This is a genomic window from Mesorhizobium sp. M1B.F.Ca.ET.045.04.1.1 (assembly GCF_003952465.1).
Classification (GTDB): domain Bacteria; phylum Pseudomonadota; class Alphaproteobacteria; order Rhizobiales; family Rhizobiaceae; genus Mesorhizobium; species Mesorhizobium shonense.
The window spans coordinates 1527700-1545466 of the sequence record NZ_CP034448.1 but is presented as its reverse complement, the minus strand read 5'-3'; the positions used below and the strand labels follow the sequence as shown (position 1 = coordinate 1545466).

Genomic DNA, 17767 nt, shown 5'->3' with positions numbered 1-17767 from the left:
CTTCAGGTTGGCATGTCGCTTGCTGCTCTATTTCGGAGAGCTGCAGCGGTCCGACCGGAGTGTTTCACATGTAAACGATAATGAATCTCCTAACAGAAAACACTATTATAAGTACATGTGGCTTTTACGCTGGCTCACCTCTCGTGTCAAGCGCTTTGGCGTCCACATATTGGAGACAACACGCACAAAATTTAGAGGAAAAGCTTGCTCTTTCGCCTCTATCCTTTTTATTCCTTCATGGAGATCTAGACATGTACATCAAGAGTCCTCTTCTCGGCTTAACTGCTCTGATGACCGTTTCCGTCGGTCGAGCAGCTGGCGCCGAGCGGGAACCGGCCGAGTACATCAAGATCTGCGACGTCCTCGGCTCGGGATATTCCTATATTCCCAACACCGAGACCTGCCTGCGCATCGGCGGCTATGTCCGTTACGATATCGGCCTGGGTGACGTCCGATCGTATGACAGCGCAAGAACCTCGGACGTGAGAACTGGCGAGGACCAAGGCACTTGGCGAAACAGCACACGCTTCACGTTCAAAACTTGGACCGGCCAGCAGACCGAGCTCGGCGCGTTGACGACCTATACCGAAACCCACGTGAATTTTGGCAACAGCGCTAACTCGCATGACAGTCCTCAGAACTATGATTTCAACAGCGGCCTCGCACTGGCTTCTGCCTGGGTCGAGCTGGGAGGCCTGCGAGTTGGCAAGGAGGGGTCGGCCTTCGATACGTTTGTAAGCTACGCTGGCGACGTTCTCGATAGTATGCTCGTTCCGTCGGCCGGCTTCGACACCAACGTGGCTCAGTACCACTTCGACGCCGGCAACGGCATTTCGACTGTGATTTCGCTCGAACAAGGATCGGGCTCAGCCGGTACTATCGACAGCTATATTCCGCACGTTGTCGCCGGCTTGAAATACACGCAAGGCTGGGGCTCGATCACCGGCGTCGCGGCTTATGACAGCAATTACGAAGCTTTTGCCGGCAAGATCCGCGTCGACGTCGCTGTCACAAACCAGCTGTCGCTGTTTGGACTCTTCGGCTACGGTTCCAATGCCAGTCTCAACGAGGACTCAAACGGCGCAATTGCCAATCATGGGCGCGGCTCGTACAAAATCTGGAACGGCCAGTGGGCTTTCTGGGCGGGCGCCACCTACGAGTTTGACGAGAAAACTTCGTTCAACCTTCAGGTCTCGGGTGATCAGCTCAAGGATGCTGGTGTGGCTGCAAACGTCGCCTACATGGTCGTTCCCGGCTTCACGGTCACAGCCGAGGTCGATTACGACCACTACGGCAACTCTGGCCTCGGCCCTGCCGAGCCTACCGCCGTCAAGGGCACGAGCAAGCCGAACAGCGTCGGCGGCATTCTCCGCTTACAAGGCTCATTTTGAAATCTCTCCAGTCGCGAGCATGGCAAAGGCACTTGCCTCGACAACGCACGCATGGAGAGCTTCGTTCGCCATCTTGAAGTCTGCATCGACCGTCCACGGCCCATCGTACCAACTAGAAACTGAAAGTTATGAGCCCTGTGTACTACACCTAGCCCTTGACCTGCCCGATGAACCGGCCAGGGGCCGTCAGTTCAAATTCGGGGCCGCTTAGAGGGCAGTGTGAGGCCGTGTTAGGTAAGCGCCACTGCAATGTCGAGGCCGCGACACGCCTGTCGCTTTGGACGGCTGGAATTGCCCTTCGCGGCGCCATTCATTCTCTCAACATTTACGTGATAATGCACGCTGAGTCCGAGCCGCGTGGCAGCACCCATCCTAGGTCACTATCGGGGGGCCTTAAACCTGAACAGCTCCATCGTCGCGGCTGCTGCGGAAGCAGGAGCTATCACTGGGACCCGTACTGGTGCTTGTCAGCCGCTGAGCCGCTACTTCGTCTTAGGAAGAGCATTGTCCTTGCCAAAAGCCGGCCAGTATTTCGAGATTGCCAGTGTGGCGCCGGCTGAAGAGAAATGACCATAGTCGAAATATAAAAACTCTCCTCTATCGGAATAGGCGCAGCGTCCTGCGCTGCACAGGAATTTCAGCGGATCGATGAATGTGGCGCCTTTGGTAAATGAGCGCACACGTTCGTTGATGTCGGGGTCCATCGCGATCGGCCAGGACGTATCGTCCAGATTTTGGCGCTTGGCGAAGAACGCAATTTTCCGGACGTCAGTTGGGAACTGCGGAGACTGGCCGATGACAAACACGCGCACGCCCAGGGCACGAAGCGTAGCGATTGTTTGCTGAAGACCGTCGAAACCTCTGACCTCATAGTCACTCCATCTACCGCTGAGGATAACCGTCTTGATGTCCGCTTCCAAGATGACGTCCAAGGCCTTGCGATTGAACCGGACACAATCAAGACGATCGTAAGGGTAGTAATAGAGTATCGGCGCGCAGCTGGCGTACGTATATTCAACGATGTTCGCCTGCAATCGATTTATGTTAGCACCCAAGCCGGAAACATAGTGCGCGGCGAAGGAGTCGCCCCACAAAAAAACCGTTGTTGGAAAACCGCTGGTGCGCGTGCAATCCTCCATATTCCAGCTTTCGATCCGGCTGGTGCCCTCGTTGAAACAGATGCCATTCCTCCAGTCCCCGACGGAAATGCGCCGCTGGACATAGTCCGGAAACCGTTGCGGAAAGCCATTGCCGAGCGCCCCCGCCGCTCCGCCGGCACAAAGGACAACGATCGCGAGCGCTGAAAAGGCGAAGATAGGCCCCGGGGAGGTGAAGGCCCTCTTCTGTCGAAACGGCTGCTCTACAAACTTCCAGGAGAATGCAGCCAATGCGAGGCTTGCCACCAACATCGCACCGGTCATCAACGGATCGAGTTTTTGGAACGAAAGATAGTGCGCGAACGCATTGAGAGGCCAGTGAACAAGATACAACGAATACGAGATGAGCCCAATCCAGACCAGCGGCCGGACTTCGAGCATGCGGGTGGCGACCGTCGAGGGGGTATTTTGGCCAACATAGATCAGAAGGGCCGTTCCGATGCATGGATACAAGGCGTTGTAGCCTGGGAACGGATCACTCGCCGAAATCGCGAAGAACCCGATGGCGAGAAGGCCAAATCCGGCCACCCCCACCGACTCCATCAGGAATCGGTTGCCCAGCGGCGAGGGGCATTTGAGCATGAGCAGGGCGCCCAACATGAGTTCCCAGATTCGGGTCGGCAGCAGATAGAATCCGGCGGTGGGTGCCAGCGATGTCGCCATCACCGCCACTACGAAGCTGCAGAGAATTATCGGAAGAAGTGTCGTCAGCCAGCGCTTCCCGATGTAGCGATAGATTAGGAACATCAGGATTGGTGCGAAGATGTAGTACTGCTCCGCTACGGAAAGCGGCCAAGTGTGCAACAGTGGTAGAAGCGCGGCATCGATAGAGAAGTAACTTGACGTTTTCCAGAAGAAAACGTTCGACCAGAAGGTCGAGGTAGCTATGATGCTAAGACTGAATCCGCGCAGATCCGGTGGCAGAAGAATGAACAATGCTGCAATGCAGGTGAGAAGCATCACAAAGACGAGCGCCGGCAGAATGCGCCGGGCACGGCGCCAGTAGAAGTTGACGATGGAAAATTGGCCGCGTTCAAGGTCATCCAGGAGGCTTCCGCTGGTTAGGTAGCCGGAGATGACGAAGAAGATATCGACCCCGCTAAAGCCACCCGGGATCGCCGAAATTCCGAAATGAAAGAGTACGACCGGAAGTACAGCAACGGCCCTAAGGCCCTCGATATAGCGCCTATATTGCATCCAGCGGTTCCTTTTATTTTAGATCAGGACGCGATTGGAAGCTTTCAATCTCCGGTAGGAGTGCTGCCGAGATAAGGGCGGTATCAGCCACCTTTATCCGTCCCGAATGTTCTGTAAGTTGCAACTGGTACAGAAGCACGATCGCCATCGCCGGCCTTGACGGCCTGATTGTCGAGCAGATCGCGCGGATCGTTGACCATCACGGCCAGGTTATGTCCTGTCGAACAACCAAGCGGCTGTTTGAAGGATTCTTCATTGGGTAAGGCACCATATGAGGGACAGACCGGCGGACGGGCGTGATAGACAATCGCCTCAATTCGCACTGAGCCGGCGTCGTGTTGATCGCGCAATTGAATGTTGTCTTCTTCGATTGCCAACTGCCTGGCCTGATGGGCTACCCCTGCGCTGAGCTGGGGCGAACCGCTGATGAGGAGGTGGATGGCATCGAACCGGCCGCGACTGGCCTTGTCTAGGAAAACACGCAAACGCTGCCGTTCGGAAGCGCGCAGGCTTTGCAACGTCAGGACGGTGGTCTCCTCTCGGACAAGCATTGGTGCCGATGGTTCGACATCAACTGGCGTAGTGCTTGTGCAGCCACTTACGCTTGGTGCCAGAGCGACAAAGAGGATTATAAAACGCAACATCTTTGGATGACACTATTCGATGATGAAGCCGAGACCGCCCTGGGCGCTTGGCGCGCCCGCACGGATAGCAGCGCGGTCTCGCGGGGGACTTGTCACGGAATTCGTCGGAGCGCCCCCTCCGTTCAAAGCCGGTGCCGCCCGCTCGGTCGGTGCGCTCATCTGGTTTGGGTTGGAGCCTGGTCTTACAATGTAAGGCGTAACTAGAATGACCAGTTCTGACTCCTCTTTTTGAAACGAGGTCGAGCGAAAAAGCGGTCCCAGGATCGGCAGTTCTCCGAGCCAGGGAAAGGCCCTGACATCATTGTTGACGTTCCGCCTGATTAGACCGCCGATTGCGAAGCTCTGGCCGCTGGCGAGTTCGACGACCGTATCGGCTCGGCGCGTGGAAACTGCCGGCACGGAAATTCCGTTGATTTGCACGGCACCTTGCGTCGACAGTTCACTGACTTCGGGCGTTACGTGAATGTTGATTTGATTGTTGCTGAGAACTGTCGGCACAAATTCCAGACTGACGCCGAAGTGACGGAATTCAACCGATACCTGCCTGTTTTCCTGCAGGACAGGAATGGGAAATTCGCCGCCCGCGAGAAAGCTGGCCTTTTCACCCGACATAGCGGTGAGGTTCGGCTCAGCCAGGACGGAAGCTATATGCTCCTTGGCGAGCGCGTCGAGAACCGCGCTGACGTTGACGGCACCGTTGTCGAATCCGATTTCTGCTGTACCGCCACCCTGGGTTGAACCAGACCCAGCGCTTGCAGCGCTTCCGCTTAGAACGCCCACTTTGAAATTGCCGATTTGACCGAAGGCGGACAAGTTGACGCCGAGTGACTTCATGGCGCTGCGTGAGACTTCGGCTACGCGCACGCTGAGGTTAACTTGCAGGGATCCAGCGACCTTGATGTTGTTGACGACTTGCGCTCCGTCGCCCAGATATTGCTCAGTGACTCTTTTTGCGGTGTCGGCGACCTCTGCGTCGGGCGCCGTCCCGCTAAGGATTGCGCCGCGCGGCGTATAGTTGACGCGGATGGGATAGTCGCCGACCTGCTCCCGCAACATGGCGCGTAAATCCCCGATCGGTTGCGTGACAACGATACGCAATTCGGCGAGAGGCTCGCCATTGCCATCCAAGGCGAATAGGCTGGTCCGCCCCGATTTCTTGCCAAAGACGAAGATTGTTTTGCTCGATGGCGCCTGAAAATCCGCGATCGTGGGGTCAGCAACAAAGATGGTCGTGGCTGGCGCGGGCAGATGAACGGTCTCCCCGAGCGAAGAGGAAAGGGTCAGCGTGGCGTTGATGCTATTCGAAGCCGCATGCGGCGGGCCTTTGTCCTGCTTGTTTTGCGCCGCGACACCAAGTGGGAAAGTCACAATAAGCGCGCAGAGGAGATGGCCCAGGTAACGGGGAACTGCAGGTCTTGTAACCTTGTTGGCGATCGCCCGCCAATTGAGCGCATGGCAAGGATGTTGAAGGATCAGCAAAATAGATCTTCTTTCGATTCGACAAACTATGCGGACGAGGCGTCAGTCAATTCTAGGATGTAACCAATGCCTCGGATGGTCTTGATCCGTGGCGTTGCACCTGATCTGGTCAGATGTCCCCGTAAACGATAAATTCCGACTTCAAGCGCGTTGGCAGACACGTCGTCGTTGAATGAATAGAGGTGATCTTCCAATTGCGCACGGGGCACGATGCGGCCTGCCCGGTTAAGCAGGTGCTCTAGAATACAGAGTTCGCGACGTGCGATCATCATTGGGTGCCCATCAACGAAAACCTGGCGGGCGACCGGATCAAAGTCGAGATTGCCAAATACGAGCCTCAGGTCGGTCATCTGTGTCGCCCGGCGCAGAATGGCTCTCATTCTGGCAATAAGCTCATCGGTAGAGATGGGTTTGAGCAGAAAGTCGTCCGCACCACCGTTGAAGATCGCAATTCGCTTATCGAGATCGTTAAGGCTGCTCATAATGACGGCAGGAACTGAATGCCCGTGGGTCCTCAACTGCCTCAGCCAACCCAAGCCATCGCCATCTGGCAGAGCCAATTCCAGCAGGAGAATTTCATAGCTGGCGCAAGAAAATGCACTCGAAGCCAGTTCCAGAGTACCAACGACATCAACGACGAAGCCGCCATCCCCGAGCGCAAGTCGCATGGCGCGCGCAAGATCCGCATGATGATCCACGAGCAGCGTTCGCATTTCATCTCCTCTCGAAGAGGGACGGCCCATCGAACGCGTCACCGGCGGCCATCTGATCGGAGCACACGGCGCGCAACTCGTCGCAGCTCTCGGAACTGGTCCGAGTCGGAGGGACATGCAAGTCGCTCGGTGGCAATAGGCGCGGGTGAGGACCAACTGACGGGCTCAAATACGCCGGTCGGCGAACCCACGAGGCCAGCAACCCGCGTGCGATTTCTCGTTGCATCATCTCTCCTACGTGCAGCCCCTGCGCTCGCAAGGCAGCGTCGCGGCTCAGAGCCCGATTCCCACAGAGGGTAGGGTTAGCTTTCGAGAAACTGATTGAACAAATCGATTATTTGGATCGAATGCATCCACGGTATGGATGCAGCGCACCATCTTCAACGACTGCGGCGTCCTGATGCACTGTTGTGTCTGTCGTGCTCTGCTTTTTTCGCTGTCCTTCAAGGCTGGCGAGCCTGGTGGAACCTGCGCGTCATTGGCTTGGTAGCTTGAATGCTCAACAACGGAGCGCCCTGCGCAAAGCCGCTCTCATTTCCAAAAAGCCTTGCAATCTGGTTGGAGCACTTCGCGCTCGACACCAAAATAGGCGAGGAAAACTGACGTCTGACAGGGATGTACATGCAACAGCCGATTTGCGGCACCAGCAAACGACCGCGTTCAGGCTGAAGATCGACGACCAACGGCTCCTCGATTTCCGCACCGACCGCTTTTACAAGCTCTTCCTGTGCGGGCGGATGCCGGCAAACAGCAGCACAGGGTCAGCGAAACCGGGAGCGGGCCTGCTTGATCGCCATGATCACATTGCCGCTGTCGCGCGTGCGGAGCGGAATGCAATCGGTCCAGCCGGCGGCAATCCGGTCAGCACCATCGTCTGCACGAAGCTCCCTGACGAAGACGTGCCCGAATGCGCTCAACAAAGCCGGGCGGCGGATCTTTCCAATCGCCGAAGGTGCGGGCTGGCACCGAGCGGCGAACTGCGAACTCATTCCTGCCCGGCGGCGCTGGCCGCCGCGAGCGTCGATGCGGACCCAGCCGCTCCGAATCCTCCCACAACACGATGAGCGCGTCGCGGACATCGCTGCCGTAACAGCGGCTGCGGCTCTTGCCCGCAGACGGCCTCTGCTCACGACGGTTCATAAGACGGATCGCGCGCTTGCGAATAATAGCCGGTTACCGCCTCGAACTCATCCAGAATGCGCCGCTTGTCAACGCCGCAATAAAGCTCCACGATCGCCGCTTCACCGTGTCGCCATGCTGAGCCGCGCCATCCTTCCCCCGAACCGGAATGGCACGACCTGTCCATCCCCTTTGGAACAGGACACTATTGGTAACATTTTGCTTGAGGCAATGCGGCTCGTTGCCTTCCTTTTCGCTGACCGGAAGGGTACCGGAAGTCGTCTATCGCATTTTACCCGCTGAAAGCGGCAACACCTCGACCTCAATCGCAGATCATAGGAAATAGACGATCGCGTCGGGGCCTCAGCATCGGTTCACCGGGTTTCCGTCATCGACTGAAGCGAATTGCCCCATCGACCGTCACCGGGTGGGCCGCGATACGTCGCCGTGTATGATTAGCGAGCGCACGTAGCGGAGCCATAGCTCTCCACCCAGCCATGTTCCCCTAGTTGGAAAATGTCCGGCGGACCAGAGGTGCTGTCGTCAGCTTTTCCTGAATAGCGGCCAAGGCAATCCCTACCAGTCCATCACCACCTTGCCGGAACTGCCGCTCTTCATCGCATCGAAACCGATCTGAAAATCGTCGATGCCGATGCGGTGGGTGATCAGGCCGGAGACATCCAGCGGACCCTGCACAAGCGCGATCATCTTGTACCAGGTTTCGAACATCTCGCGGCCGTAGATGCCTTTGAGATGCAGCATCTTGAAGATGACCTTGTTCCAGTCGATCTCGAAGCCGGTCGGCGCGATGCCCAGAATGGCGATCTTGCCGCCATTGTTCATGGTGTCGATCATGTCGCGGAAAGCGGGGGCGGCGCCTGACATTTCGAGCCCGACGTCGAACCCCTCGGTCATGCCGAGCACCGGCATGACGTCGCGCAGCTTCTCCTTCGAGGCGTCGACGACATGCTGGACGCCGAGTTTCTTGGCTAGCGCCAGCCGCACCGGGTTGATGTCAGTGATGACCACTTTGCGCGCGCCGACGCATTGGGCGACGAGCGCGCCCATGATGCCGATCGGCCCGGCGCCAGTCACCAGCACGTCCTCGCCGACCAGATCGAAGGACAATGCGGTGTGGACGGCATTGCCCAAGGGATCGAAGATCGCGGCAATCTCATCGGGCACATCGTCGGGGATCGGCACGACATTGTGCTGCGGGATCGCCAGATACTCGCCGAAGGCGCCTGGACGGTTGACGCCGACGCCGAGTGTGTTGCGGCACAGATGCCCTCGCCCGGCGCGACAGTTGCGGCAATGGCCGCAGACGATGTGGCCTTCGCCCAATACACGCTGGCCGACCTTGTATTCGGTGACCGCTGCGCCGAAATCGGCAACGGTGCCGACGAACTCATGGCCCGTCACCATCGGCACCGGCACCGTCTTCTGCGCCCACTGGTCCCAATTGTAGATGTGCACGTCGGTGCCGCAGATCGCCGTCTTCTTGATCTTGATCAGCACGTCGTTGGGGCCGATTTCCGGCACCGGCACCTCTTCCATCCAGATGCCCGGTTCGGCCTTGGCCTTCACAAGCGCCTTCATCATGTTCGACATCAGGATTTCCCTATTCCGTGATTGCGCTTCTGGCGAGATAGCCTGCACAACGGGAAGGTAGGCCACTAACTCGTTTGAACGTCCGGAATGGTCAGCCCCGCCTGCTCGGCCTCGCGGCGCAAATTCTGACGGGGCCTGGGGCCGATCTGCTGGATCACCAATCCGGCTGCCAGTGAGCCAAGGTCGCCGCAAGTCTGCAGGTCGCGGCCTTGCGTGTAGCCATGCAGGAAGCCGGCGGCATAGAGATCGCCGGCGCCCGTCGTGTCGACCAGTTCCTTGATGGCGGTCGCCTTGATCACCACGGTCTCGTCGCCGCGCACGATCACCGAGCCTTTTTCCGAGCGGGTGACGGCGGCGATCCGGCAATCCTTGCGGATCTGGGCCAGCGCCTCGTCGAACGACGATGTCTGGTAGAGCGACTTGATCTCGTGGCTGTTGGCAAAGACGATGTCGACCGTGCCCGAGCGCATCAGGTCGAGGAATTCGTCGCGGTAGCGGTCGACGCAGAACGAATCCGATAGCGTCATCGACACTTCTCGGCCTGCCGCGTGCGCCAGCTTCGCCGTCTGGCGGATTGCCTCCTTGGCGCGCGGCGGGTCCCACAGATAGCCTTCGAAATAGGTGACCTTGGCGCCGGACGCCTTGTCGGCTTCGACATCCTCAGGGCCAAGCTCGACGCAGGCGCCGAGATAGGTGTTCATCGAGCGCTCGCCGTCGGGCGTGACGAAGATCATCGAGCGCGCCGTCGGCGGCTCACCCTTGAGCGGCGTGGTGCCGAAGGCGACGCCCTGCGCATGGATGTCGTGGGCGTAGATTTCGCCCAGCGCATCGTTGGAGACCTTGCCGAAGAAGGCCGCGCGGCCGCCAAAGCTGGCGACGCCGGCCGCCGTGTTGCCGGCGCTGCCGCCGGACGCTTCGATCGCCGGACCCATGCGGCTGTAGAGCAGTTCGGCGCGTTGTGTGTCGATGAGGTTCATCGCGCCCTTGATGATGCCGTTGGTCTCGAGGAATTCCTCGTCGCACTGGGCGATGATGTCGACAATGGCATTGCCGATGCAAAGCACGTCATAATCCGGCATCAAAATCTCCGCCAAAACCCGAGCCGGCTTCTTGCCACGCCGGCCGGGCGTGGTCTCGCGAGTTGAAATGGGTTGCCGCATGCGCTTGATCCAGCCGCCCTCACGCAGCTGCCGGTCCGGCTTCACGCAGCAAATCGTCAGCTTTGTCCGTCTTCTCCCAAGTGAACTCAGGCTCTTCACGCCCGAAGTGTCCGTATGTCGCCGTCTTGCGGTATATCGGCCGTAAGAGATCAAGCATCTTGATGATGCCTTTCGGTCGGAGATTGAAAACCTCGAGAACAAGGCGCTCGATCCTTTTTTCCTCGATCCTTGCGGTTCCGAAGGTATTGACCATGACAGAAACCGGACTGGCCACGCCGATCGCGTAGGCAAGCTGAACCTCGCAGACCTCTGCAAGGCCGCTGGCAACGATGTTCTTCGCGACATACCGGGCGGCATAGGCCGCCGAGCGGTCAACCTTGGATGGGTCCTTGCCCGAAAAGGCACCGCCGCCGTGACGCCCGGTCCCACCGTAGGAATCGACGATGATCTTCCGTCCTGTGAGGCCGCAGTCGCCGGCAGGCCCACCGACCACGAACCGCCCTGTTGGGTTGACCAGAAATCTGATCCCCGAAGTATCCAGGTGGGCCGGCAGGACCGGTTTTATGATCTCCTCAATGACGCCTTCGCGGACCGTGGCTTGTGAGACCGCTTCGTCATGCTGCGTTGACAGGACTATGGTATCCAGCGCCACCGGGCGGAGCCCTTCGTAGCGTACCGACACTTGAGATTTCACGTCCGGACGCAGCCAGCCAAGCTGTCCCGCTTTCCGGACCTCGGCCTGTCTTTTCGTCAAATGGTGAGCGAGTTGGATCGGCAGGGGCATCAATGTATCCGTCTCGTTGCATGCGAATCCAAACATGATGCCCTGATCCCCTGCCCCTTGCCCGAGATCCTGCCCTCGTCCTTCATCAACGCCCTGGCTTATGTCGGGCGACTGCTCGGTGGAGCGGGCCAGAACGAACGACGGGCCGCAACGTCCGGACCCATCAAAGCCAATCGCATCATCGGACAGATCGCATCACATCTAACCCCGCCGTCCCCGGATCGCCATATCGATACTGCCTTAATTCGCTTTGGATTAAATCCGGCGGGGCGACTTGGCGTAAGTCGATGTGGGCATGGCTGGTGGATTCGCCAGCATGCGCACCACAACCAGCGTACTTCCGTATGCCCGCCGAGTCCTGTCTCACCAACACTTCACGATAAGCGCTCCGCATAGGCTTTGCCTGACAGCGGGCCGTCCGAAGATCAAGATCAGCATGTGATTTCAGTGCCCCAGTGACGAGTTTCATAACCTCGCTCCAGAAGCGCTCTGGCCAGAGCCTTGGCGTTGTGACGATCTCTACCGAACACGAAAGGACGAGTGTCGCTGCTTCCTGCAAAGGCGACGGCAAGCGCGGCGATAGTATTCATATGCGGTCCGCCTTGCAGAAGAGGGAACACGGCGCAGATTGTGTTTGCTCTTCGGATGATGGAGGGGCTGATAACGGTCTTCATTCCTTGATAAAATGAAGCCACCCCGGGGACCGCGGATCGACTTGTGAGAGGTGCTGGTGACCACATCGCAATGGGACACGGGGTTCGGATGCACTCCTGCGACAACCAGGCCGCAGATGTGGGCGATGTCAGCCACCAGATACGAGTTCACCTCCGAAGCAATTTCGGCCATTGCCGCGTAGTCAAAAATACGCGGATAAGCAGTTCCGCCGACCCAAATTAGCTTCGGGCGTTCCCGCTTGGCGGTCTCGCGCAAGTGGTCATAGTCAATTTGCTGTGTCTTTTCGTGCAGCCTGTACGGGACGCGCTGATAATCGCTGCCGGAAAAATTGACGGACCAACCGTGAGTCAGATGGCCGCCTTCGGGTAAAGGCAAGCCCATGACTTTGTCACGGGGGCTCAAAAGCGCGCGATAGACAGCCTGGTTGGCTGGCGAGCCTGAATAAGGCTGGACGTTGGCGTGTTCACTGCCAAATAGCGCTTTCAGGCGCTCGATCGCGAGGGTCTCAAGCTCATCGACGATCTCGTTTCCGGCGTAGTAGCGCGCACCGGGGTATCCCTCGGCATACTTGTTGGTGAAAATCGACCCGGTCGCTTCCAACACCGCCGAGGAGGCAAAGTTCTCGGAGGCGATCAGTTTGAGAGTTGTCCGCTCCTGACGCTCCTGTCTTAGAAGCAGTTCGTGAACGCGGGAGTCGACGGCGGCTAAGTGAGGCCGCCCGTAAGTGTCGGGCTGCGCGATGGCGCCGCCGGCGGAGTTATCCATGGTAGTCGCGCTCCATTTGGACTGATCTATTTCACGATCAAGCAGGCGGTCCCTTCAACCGCGCGTCTTGTATTGCTTCCAGGCGTTGTAGGTCTCTTTTATGATGGCCATCATCGTGGGGCAGGAGATCGACCACCAATTGAGCCAGCCCGCCATCCTTGCCTCCTGCTTGCATATGGTACGAAGACTGCGGACGTTGTTCGTTGCAGCAAAGAAAGTTGGCTCTGCCCAGCCGCCGAACGTGGCGTCGAACCTGCTCGCGAGGCAGACTGGTAATATCGGCCAGCTCGCCGACGGTTAGATCCGCATGCGCGCAAAGGCCCAGGATTCGAAGGCGATCAAGATGCGCTGCCGTCCTTAGGCGATTTACCAGTGTCAACATTGGTTGGCATCAACCCGGACGGGATGCAGCAAGCCGCTAGCCCTTCTATCCCCATCAATCCGCATGAGACCTCTCTCGTCATTTGCTGTAAATCCGCTGGTATGGATGCTAATGGAAGATGGATCACAGTCCTTTCTACGACTAAGACGCCAGATATTGGGGCTAATGTACCACCTGACAGGAGACTACACTCACGAACATTATGTGAATTTTTTTTAACGTTGCTGAGAATCAAGGGTGAGGTTTGGCGAATGTCTCGCCGTCGACTGTCGAATCCTGCCCGACGGGATTATGGGGTGCGTAGCCTGCTTGTCCTTTCCACATGACCAGCGACGATGGGGCGGAGGCGGCAGACATAGCTCTGGAGCATGCTGCGGTATCTTTGGCCTGAAGCCGAGGAAGGCGGACCGTGGCTTCCGCGCCGCTGCCGGGAGCCCGCGAACAGGCCAAGTTGATCAGCCGGGTGTTGCCGTCATAGAGCGTGAGACCCAAAGCTGGCCAGCCGCGCCCTGAGGCTGACGCACCGCTCAGCGTCCACCTTGCTCTCGAAGCCCATCGGCATAGCGCCGATAACGACTTGACCGCGTGCGTGTCGACGAGCGATCGGTGAGCGCAAGGATCGAGGGTGCAGTGCAGGATAATGCTGTTTTAAATCAGCGCTGTTTTCAGCCGACTGCCTTGAGCGTGGGCACAAGGATATAGGCCCAAGGCAGGAGATCATCGTCTGCTGTTCGGGAGGCCGCCCTGGGCGCGCGACAGCCGTTCCTTCGGCTGCGCCGCTCCGCCACCATCCGCGCCGTGCCTTCCGGAGACCATTCCCGCTGCCGGCCGGCGCCCGTGAAAACCTCGACCCGGCGCACCGGCTCGAGATGGCTGGGCTCAGCGTAACTCTGAAGTCGTCATATACCGAAGCCTTCACAGACTTCGGACATCCCCCTCACAGTCCGATCCAGATGGCGTCAGGAACACCGCTGCGTTGATGCGGATGAACCCCTGCTTGTGCCACAATGACCCTTATGTCAGCGCGCGAGCCAAAGCTTCCGCGCAAGGCGACGGCTAGGATAAGGCAATGCCGACGAAGGGCACATTGCTTGCCACACTCTGGAATGATGGCATGCTCGGAAGGCCTAGGCTTTGCTCAGGGCCGCCTGCAAGGCGCGCTTTGAGGTTATTCACATAGCCTTCTGCGTAGTCCTGCGCCGTCGAGACCGAAAGATCAATGCCTGCCGCCAAGGCCTCTTCCATCAGGTGCTTTACGAGCCCATTTCGAATGGCCAGCTTGACCTCGGGGCCTGCGATAAGGCCGATCGCCTGCGCGGCCATATTGAGGCCAGCTTCCTCCAGCGCTCGCTTCATATCGCCTCCGTTAATGGCCGTACGCAGGAGATTGGCTGCTTGCGACTCAGCCTCGAGAACCATCGAGGCAAGATCGGCTACTTGTCCGAGGCCCGGAATGAAGCTGAGCAGTCCCACCGCCGTTGCCGCCAAGTCGAGCACTTTCGTCTCGATTTTGAGCACGGAGTCGACGACGTGCATGACGGCCCCGCCGTTCTTTTTGGCTGACTTAATGTCAGGCTGGTCCATCAGGCCCATCTTCATGTCCGCGACGGCATTCTGCTCTTCTGCGGTTTGGGCGCCGTGGGTGATTGGCTGCTGAACGTTGCGGTTCGCAGACGACATGTTTGTGCAAAAATGGGCAAAGTCTTTTTTGCTGATATTGCCGGAATCAACCGTATGCCCGCCGCCAAAGTCGAAGAATTTATGATGGGTCTTATAGCCCGTGATCGAATTGTTCAGGAGGCCAAACAGAAGAGGATCTGAAAGGAGCTGAGAGGCTGCTTCCCGCACTTTCGGATCAAGGCTCTTGTCGTCTTTCATTTTCGCCAGTTTGTCGCGAGTCAGAACACCGCTTCCAAAGAACGTGTCCTGATGGTCCTTGATCATCTCGACCGTATTCAGCTCAGTTTGCGTGAGGCTCATCGACGATGAGGCGACTTGCAGGAAATCCTCTTTGTGCATCTTCCCTTTCGAGCCACCGCACAACTGGTTCCAAGCATCGGGGTGATCGAGGAAATATTGCGCCGCCGCAATGACCTGGGGCGGAAATTTGCCGTTTTTCGATTCGCCGCCGACCATTTTCTTGAACTCATCCAGACTCAGGTCCTTGGACAGATTTTCGGAGTACCGGTAAAACTCCCGCAAGGCATCGCTCAAGGTCATGACCGAAGGCTGCAAACCTCCGCTGCCGTCGGATGGTATGTAGTTCTGCTCGTAGCTTCGCGCTTGGGCTTCCTGAAATGCAGCAACTTGTGGGTGGTGGTTTGAAAATCCGGCCAAGTCCTTGGCGTTGATCTTGCCTCCACAGCGGCCGTCGCCCTGCGAGCCAATCGCATAAAAAAGTCCCGAATCCTGCTGCAGTCCCTGGATCGCCGCTTTCAGATCCGGTGGCGTAGAGGGATCATTGGCTTTGTCGGTCAACGACTTCCAAGTAAGCGGGCATTGGTCCTTGTGACGGTTGAGTACCGCAACAATCTGCAACTCAGCCGTGGTCAGCGACCCACCGTTCCACGTGATTCCGGGGCTCGGCCTGGGAGCCGGCTCGATCTTCGGAGTGACGCCGAGCAGATGTTGGGCTTCAGTCGCCTTGGAGCGTTGCGATTGGTCCTCCTTGAGAGCCGCCCTCATATTTGGCGGCAGCAGATCCAGTGGGTGTTGCTCCAAGCCATTCAATGTCAAGACATCCGGTGCCAGATGGCCCAAAGGGTCCTGCCGCAATTTATCCATTGTCGAATCAAGATTCGACGCTGGCAGATCCCCTTGCGCGAAAGAGCCGGGCTTGTCTGCCAGCACACAAGTGGACAGCATCGCTTCGAAGCACGATGCACTTTGCTGATGCTGGGTCGCAAAATGGGAAACTTTCAGGCCCGGCCAACCCCTTGCGGACTGTAGCGAATTTGAGCGGTAGAAAGTTGAAAGATTACTGGCCGACATTATGCATCCTCAGACGTGACGTTGAAATCCCCACAAGAGACCCCGACAGAAGATCCCTTGCGTTTCACAAAATTCGACAATTCCAAGCGTCGGCAGGTCACGAATGCGCCTGCCCTGCCTTCAATTGCTGTGTTCCGGGCCGGCTCCAAGGTTCGGTCCAACACAATGGCCGGAGTCACCGCGAGAGCTGCCGGGACTCATCATGAGCGGATTAGCTTTCGAGAAACTGACGAGTTTGCGAAGAGTTCACAAAGGGGTAGCCGCAGTCATGTTCTTCAGAGCTGCGGGAAATCCTCAATGTTCATTTCTTGCCCAGCTCAGGCTTCCCGCCAACGCTATCCTGTTGTGGGATGTCAGAAGAATAAGAAGCATCCGGTCGTCCGTCGCGAACGACCGTAGTGGAGGAGCCGCGAAACAAGATCAGCACTGATTCCTTTGGCGTTGCCGCTATGTGAGTCTGCGCCTGCGCCTGCGCCACCAAGCCGTTAAAGGTCTGCTCCACGAGTGCGACGAAGCGCGGTGGACCGGAAACGAAGACGAGGCCATTGCCTGGCACGGGTTTGACCACATAGCGCTCGTCGGAGATATCAAGCTTGTCGAGAGCCCCCTTGAACGCATCGAAGCGAATCGACGTCATCAAAAGCATTCGAGTTTGCGATTCTTGTGCAGCAGACACATAGAGCACAAGGCCGTCATAGTACCATTGTAGACCGTAAAGGTTCGTCAAGCGGTCGAGGAACGCGCGCGGTGGCAAATCAGGCATACGTCCGCGAATTCGCCCCTTCACCGCAGGACTGATGTTGACCCTGATATTCAGGTTGTTGCCGAATTCCTGCAACGCTGCAGCGAGCTCCTGATCCAGAACCGTGTATCTATAGGGTGTCGCCGGAAGGGACAGCGGGACTGCATGCGCCGGGTGAATCCCGGTGGACAGAAAAAACCCGGCACAAAGAAGTCTCAAAACATGCAGGGTGACGGGTTGGATAAGCGTTCTCGGCATGTCGCACTGATAAACCAAACGCTGAAATCATCACAAGTGACTAAATTGCCGAAGAGATTTTAGATTGTCGAAATGACGCCGCCGTTAGTCAGCTTGTTGTCAGCTTGCCCCCCTAGGAGTGTTGCGCCGACACCGGGTGATGAATGGGCGGGGCTCGCCCGGTCAGAGAGAGCAACCGAGTCCTTACATGATGATGCCTGTCACGTCGATCTCTGCCACTCTAACGGCTGGCCTCCCCAGGGTCGGATCACCGTCGATTGTCGAGCAGGCCCAGTTTGAGCGCGCCTTAGGGCATGCAGCCGACTCGCTGAAAAACGATGCCGCCGCGGGGCCAGCGAGTGCGGCGCCAGTTGCTGCGGCGATGGATGTTCAGCGCGCGGCTGCGCCGACGAGCGGCATGGGCGATCGCGTGTTGCAGACGATTTCCTCCCTATATCCACACAACACTGTTTCCTTCCCCGCGCTCGACCATGACATAGCCCTTTCGAAGGGCGCTCTACCGGGACCGGCGCAGAAGCTTCCCGTTCCAGGTGAGGCGGGAACCGGAATCTCGGGCATTCCCCAACAAGGGCAAGACTTCGAAACGATGATGGCTGGTCTTCGGGATGTTTACAACGGCGTCACCCAGGTGGCGCTTATCTCCAAAGGCGTCAGCGGCGTCACATCATCCGTGAATAAACTTTTGAAGGAAGGCTGAAC

11 protein-coding genes and 3 pseudogenes are annotated in these 17767 nt (G+C 57.9%); 3 read left to right on the top strand and 11 right to left on the bottom strand.

Annotated features, from left to right (window positions below; translation table 11 throughout):
• The first annotated feature begins 251 nt into the window (after positions 1 to 251).
• Positions 252 to 1391: a porin gene (locus tag EJ071_RS07540; protein WP_126063922.1), complete on the top strand. Its 1140-nt coding sequence runs from the start codon at positions 252 to 254 to the stop codon at positions 1389 to 1391.
• Positions 1392 to 1873: 482 nt separating this feature from the next.
• Here the strand turns inward: EJ071_RS07540 and EJ071_RS07535 are convergent, their stop codons facing one another.
• The 9 genes and pseudogenes from EJ071_RS07535 to EJ071_RS07495 all read right to left on the bottom strand — a co-directional run.
• Entirely contained in the window at positions 1874 to 3745 is a 1872-nt protein-coding gene (locus EJ071_RS07535) for an acyltransferase family protein (protein ID WP_126080682.1), read from the bottom strand.
• Between the two features lie 83 nt (positions 3746 to 3828).
• Positions 3829 to 4389, bottom strand: a complete 561-nt coding sequence (locus EJ071_RS07530; RefSeq protein WP_063169261.1) for a CpaD family pilus assembly lipoprotein — start codon at positions 4387 to 4389, stop codon at positions 3829 to 3831.
• Between the two features lie 12 nt (positions 4390 to 4401).
• Positions 4402 to 5823, bottom strand: a complete 1422-nt coding sequence (locus EJ071_RS07525; protein ID WP_050580548.1) for a type II and III secretion system protein family protein — start codon at positions 5821 to 5823, stop codon at positions 4402 to 4404.
• A 71-nt stretch (positions 5824 to 5894) separates the two neighbouring features.
• The gene (locus EJ071_RS07520; RefSeq protein WP_024505585.1) at positions 5895 to 6581 is read right to left on the bottom strand and encodes a response regulator transcription factor; all 687 of its coding nucleotides are present in this window, start codon (positions 6579 to 6581) and stop codon (positions 5895 to 5897) included.
• Between the two features lie 812 nt (positions 6582 to 7393).
• Positions 7394 to 7562, bottom strand: a pseudogene (locus tag EJ071_RS39295) (transposase); the annotation flags it as partial.
• Positions 7563 to 8276: 714 nt separating this feature from the next.
• Complete coding sequence (tdh, locus tag EJ071_RS07510) at positions 8277 to 9311, bottom strand: L-threonine 3-dehydrogenase (RefSeq protein WP_126063920.1); 1035 nt, start codon at positions 9309 to 9311, stop codon at positions 8277 to 8279.
• Positions 9312 to 9376: 65 nt separating this feature from the next.
• Positions 9377 to 10390, bottom strand: a complete 1014-nt coding sequence (locus EJ071_RS07505) for an adenosine kinase (RefSeq protein WP_126063919.1) — start codon at positions 10388 to 10390, stop codon at positions 9377 to 9379.
• A 100-nt stretch (positions 10391 to 10490) separates the two neighbouring features.
• Positions 10491 to 11372 (bottom strand): annotated as a pseudogene (gene metK / locus EJ071_RS07500) (methionine adenosyltransferase); the annotation flags it as partial.
• Between the two features lie 317 nt (positions 11373 to 11689).
• Positions 11690 to 12695, bottom strand: a pseudogene (locus EJ071_RS07495) (serine hydroxymethyltransferase); the annotation flags it as partial.
• 100 nt (positions 12696 to 12795) lie between these two features.
• Here EJ071_RS07495 and EJ071_RS38390 point away from each other — a divergent pair.
• On the top strand, positions 12796 to 12996 hold the full coding sequence (locus EJ071_RS38390; protein WP_024505365.1) for a hypothetical protein: 201 nt from the start codon (positions 12796 to 12798) through the stop codon (positions 12994 to 12996).
• A 1137-nt stretch (positions 12997 to 14133) separates the two neighbouring features.
• On the opposite strand, the gene EJ071_RS07480 is transcribed toward EJ071_RS38390, so the two are convergent.
• Positions 14134 to 16068 (bottom strand): HrpF/NolX family T3SS translocon protein, encoded by a 1935-nt coding sequence (locus EJ071_RS07480; protein ID WP_024505366.1) that lies wholly within the window; start codon positions 16066 to 16068, stop codon positions 14134 to 14136.
• Positions 16069 to 16369: 301 nt separating this feature from the next.
• Positions 16370 to 17068 (bottom strand): secretin N-terminal domain-containing protein, encoded by a 699-nt coding sequence (locus EJ071_RS07475; protein WP_024505367.1) that lies wholly within the window; start codon positions 17066 to 17068, stop codon positions 16370 to 16372.
• Positions 17069 to 17255: 187 nt separating this feature from the next.
• On the opposite strand from EJ071_RS07475, the gene EJ071_RS07470 reads away from it, so the two are divergent.
• Entirely contained in the window at positions 17256 to 17765 is a 510-nt protein-coding gene (locus EJ071_RS07470; protein ID WP_024505368.1) for a nodulation protein NolB, read from the top strand.
• The last annotated feature ends 2 nt before the right edge of the window (positions 17766 to 17767 follow it).

Coding starts and splice junctions, on each gene's coding strand:
- EJ071_RS07475 (WP_024505367.1), bottom strand. CDS start 17,068: ATGCCGAGAACGCTTATCCAACCCGTCACCCTGCATGTTTTGAGACTT.
- tdh (WP_126063920.1), bottom strand. CDS start 9,311: ATGTCGAACATGATGAAGGCGCTTGTGAAGGCCAAGGCCGAACCGGGC.
- EJ071_RS07530 (WP_063169261.1), bottom strand. CDS start 4,389: ATGTTGCGTTTTATAATCCTCTTTGTCGCTCTGGCACCAAGCGTAAGT.
- EJ071_RS38390 (WP_024505365.1), top strand. CDS start 12,796: ATGATGGCCATCATCGTGGGGCAGGAGATCGACCACCAATTGAGCCAG.
- EJ071_RS07520 (WP_024505585.1), bottom strand. CDS start 6,581: ATGCGAACGCTGCTCGTGGATCATCATGCGGATCTTGCGCGCGCCATG.
- EJ071_RS07505 (WP_126063919.1), bottom strand. CDS start 10,390: ATGCCGGATTATGACGTGCTTTGCATCGGCAATGCCATTGTCGACATC.
- EJ071_RS07540 (WP_126063922.1), top strand. CDS start 252: ATGTACATCAAGAGTCCTCTTCTCGGCTTAACTGCTCTGATGACCGTT.
- EJ071_RS07480 (WP_024505366.1), bottom strand. CDS start 16,068: ATGTCGGCCAGTAATCTTTCAACTTTCTACCGCTCAAATTCGCTACAG.
- EJ071_RS07535 (WP_126080682.1), bottom strand. CDS start 3,745: ATGCAATATAGGCGCTATATCGAGGGCCTTAGGGCCGTTGCTGTACTT.
- EJ071_RS07470 (WP_024505368.1), top strand. CDS start 17,256: ATGATGATGCCTGTCACGTCGATCTCTGCCACTCTAACGGCTGGCCTC.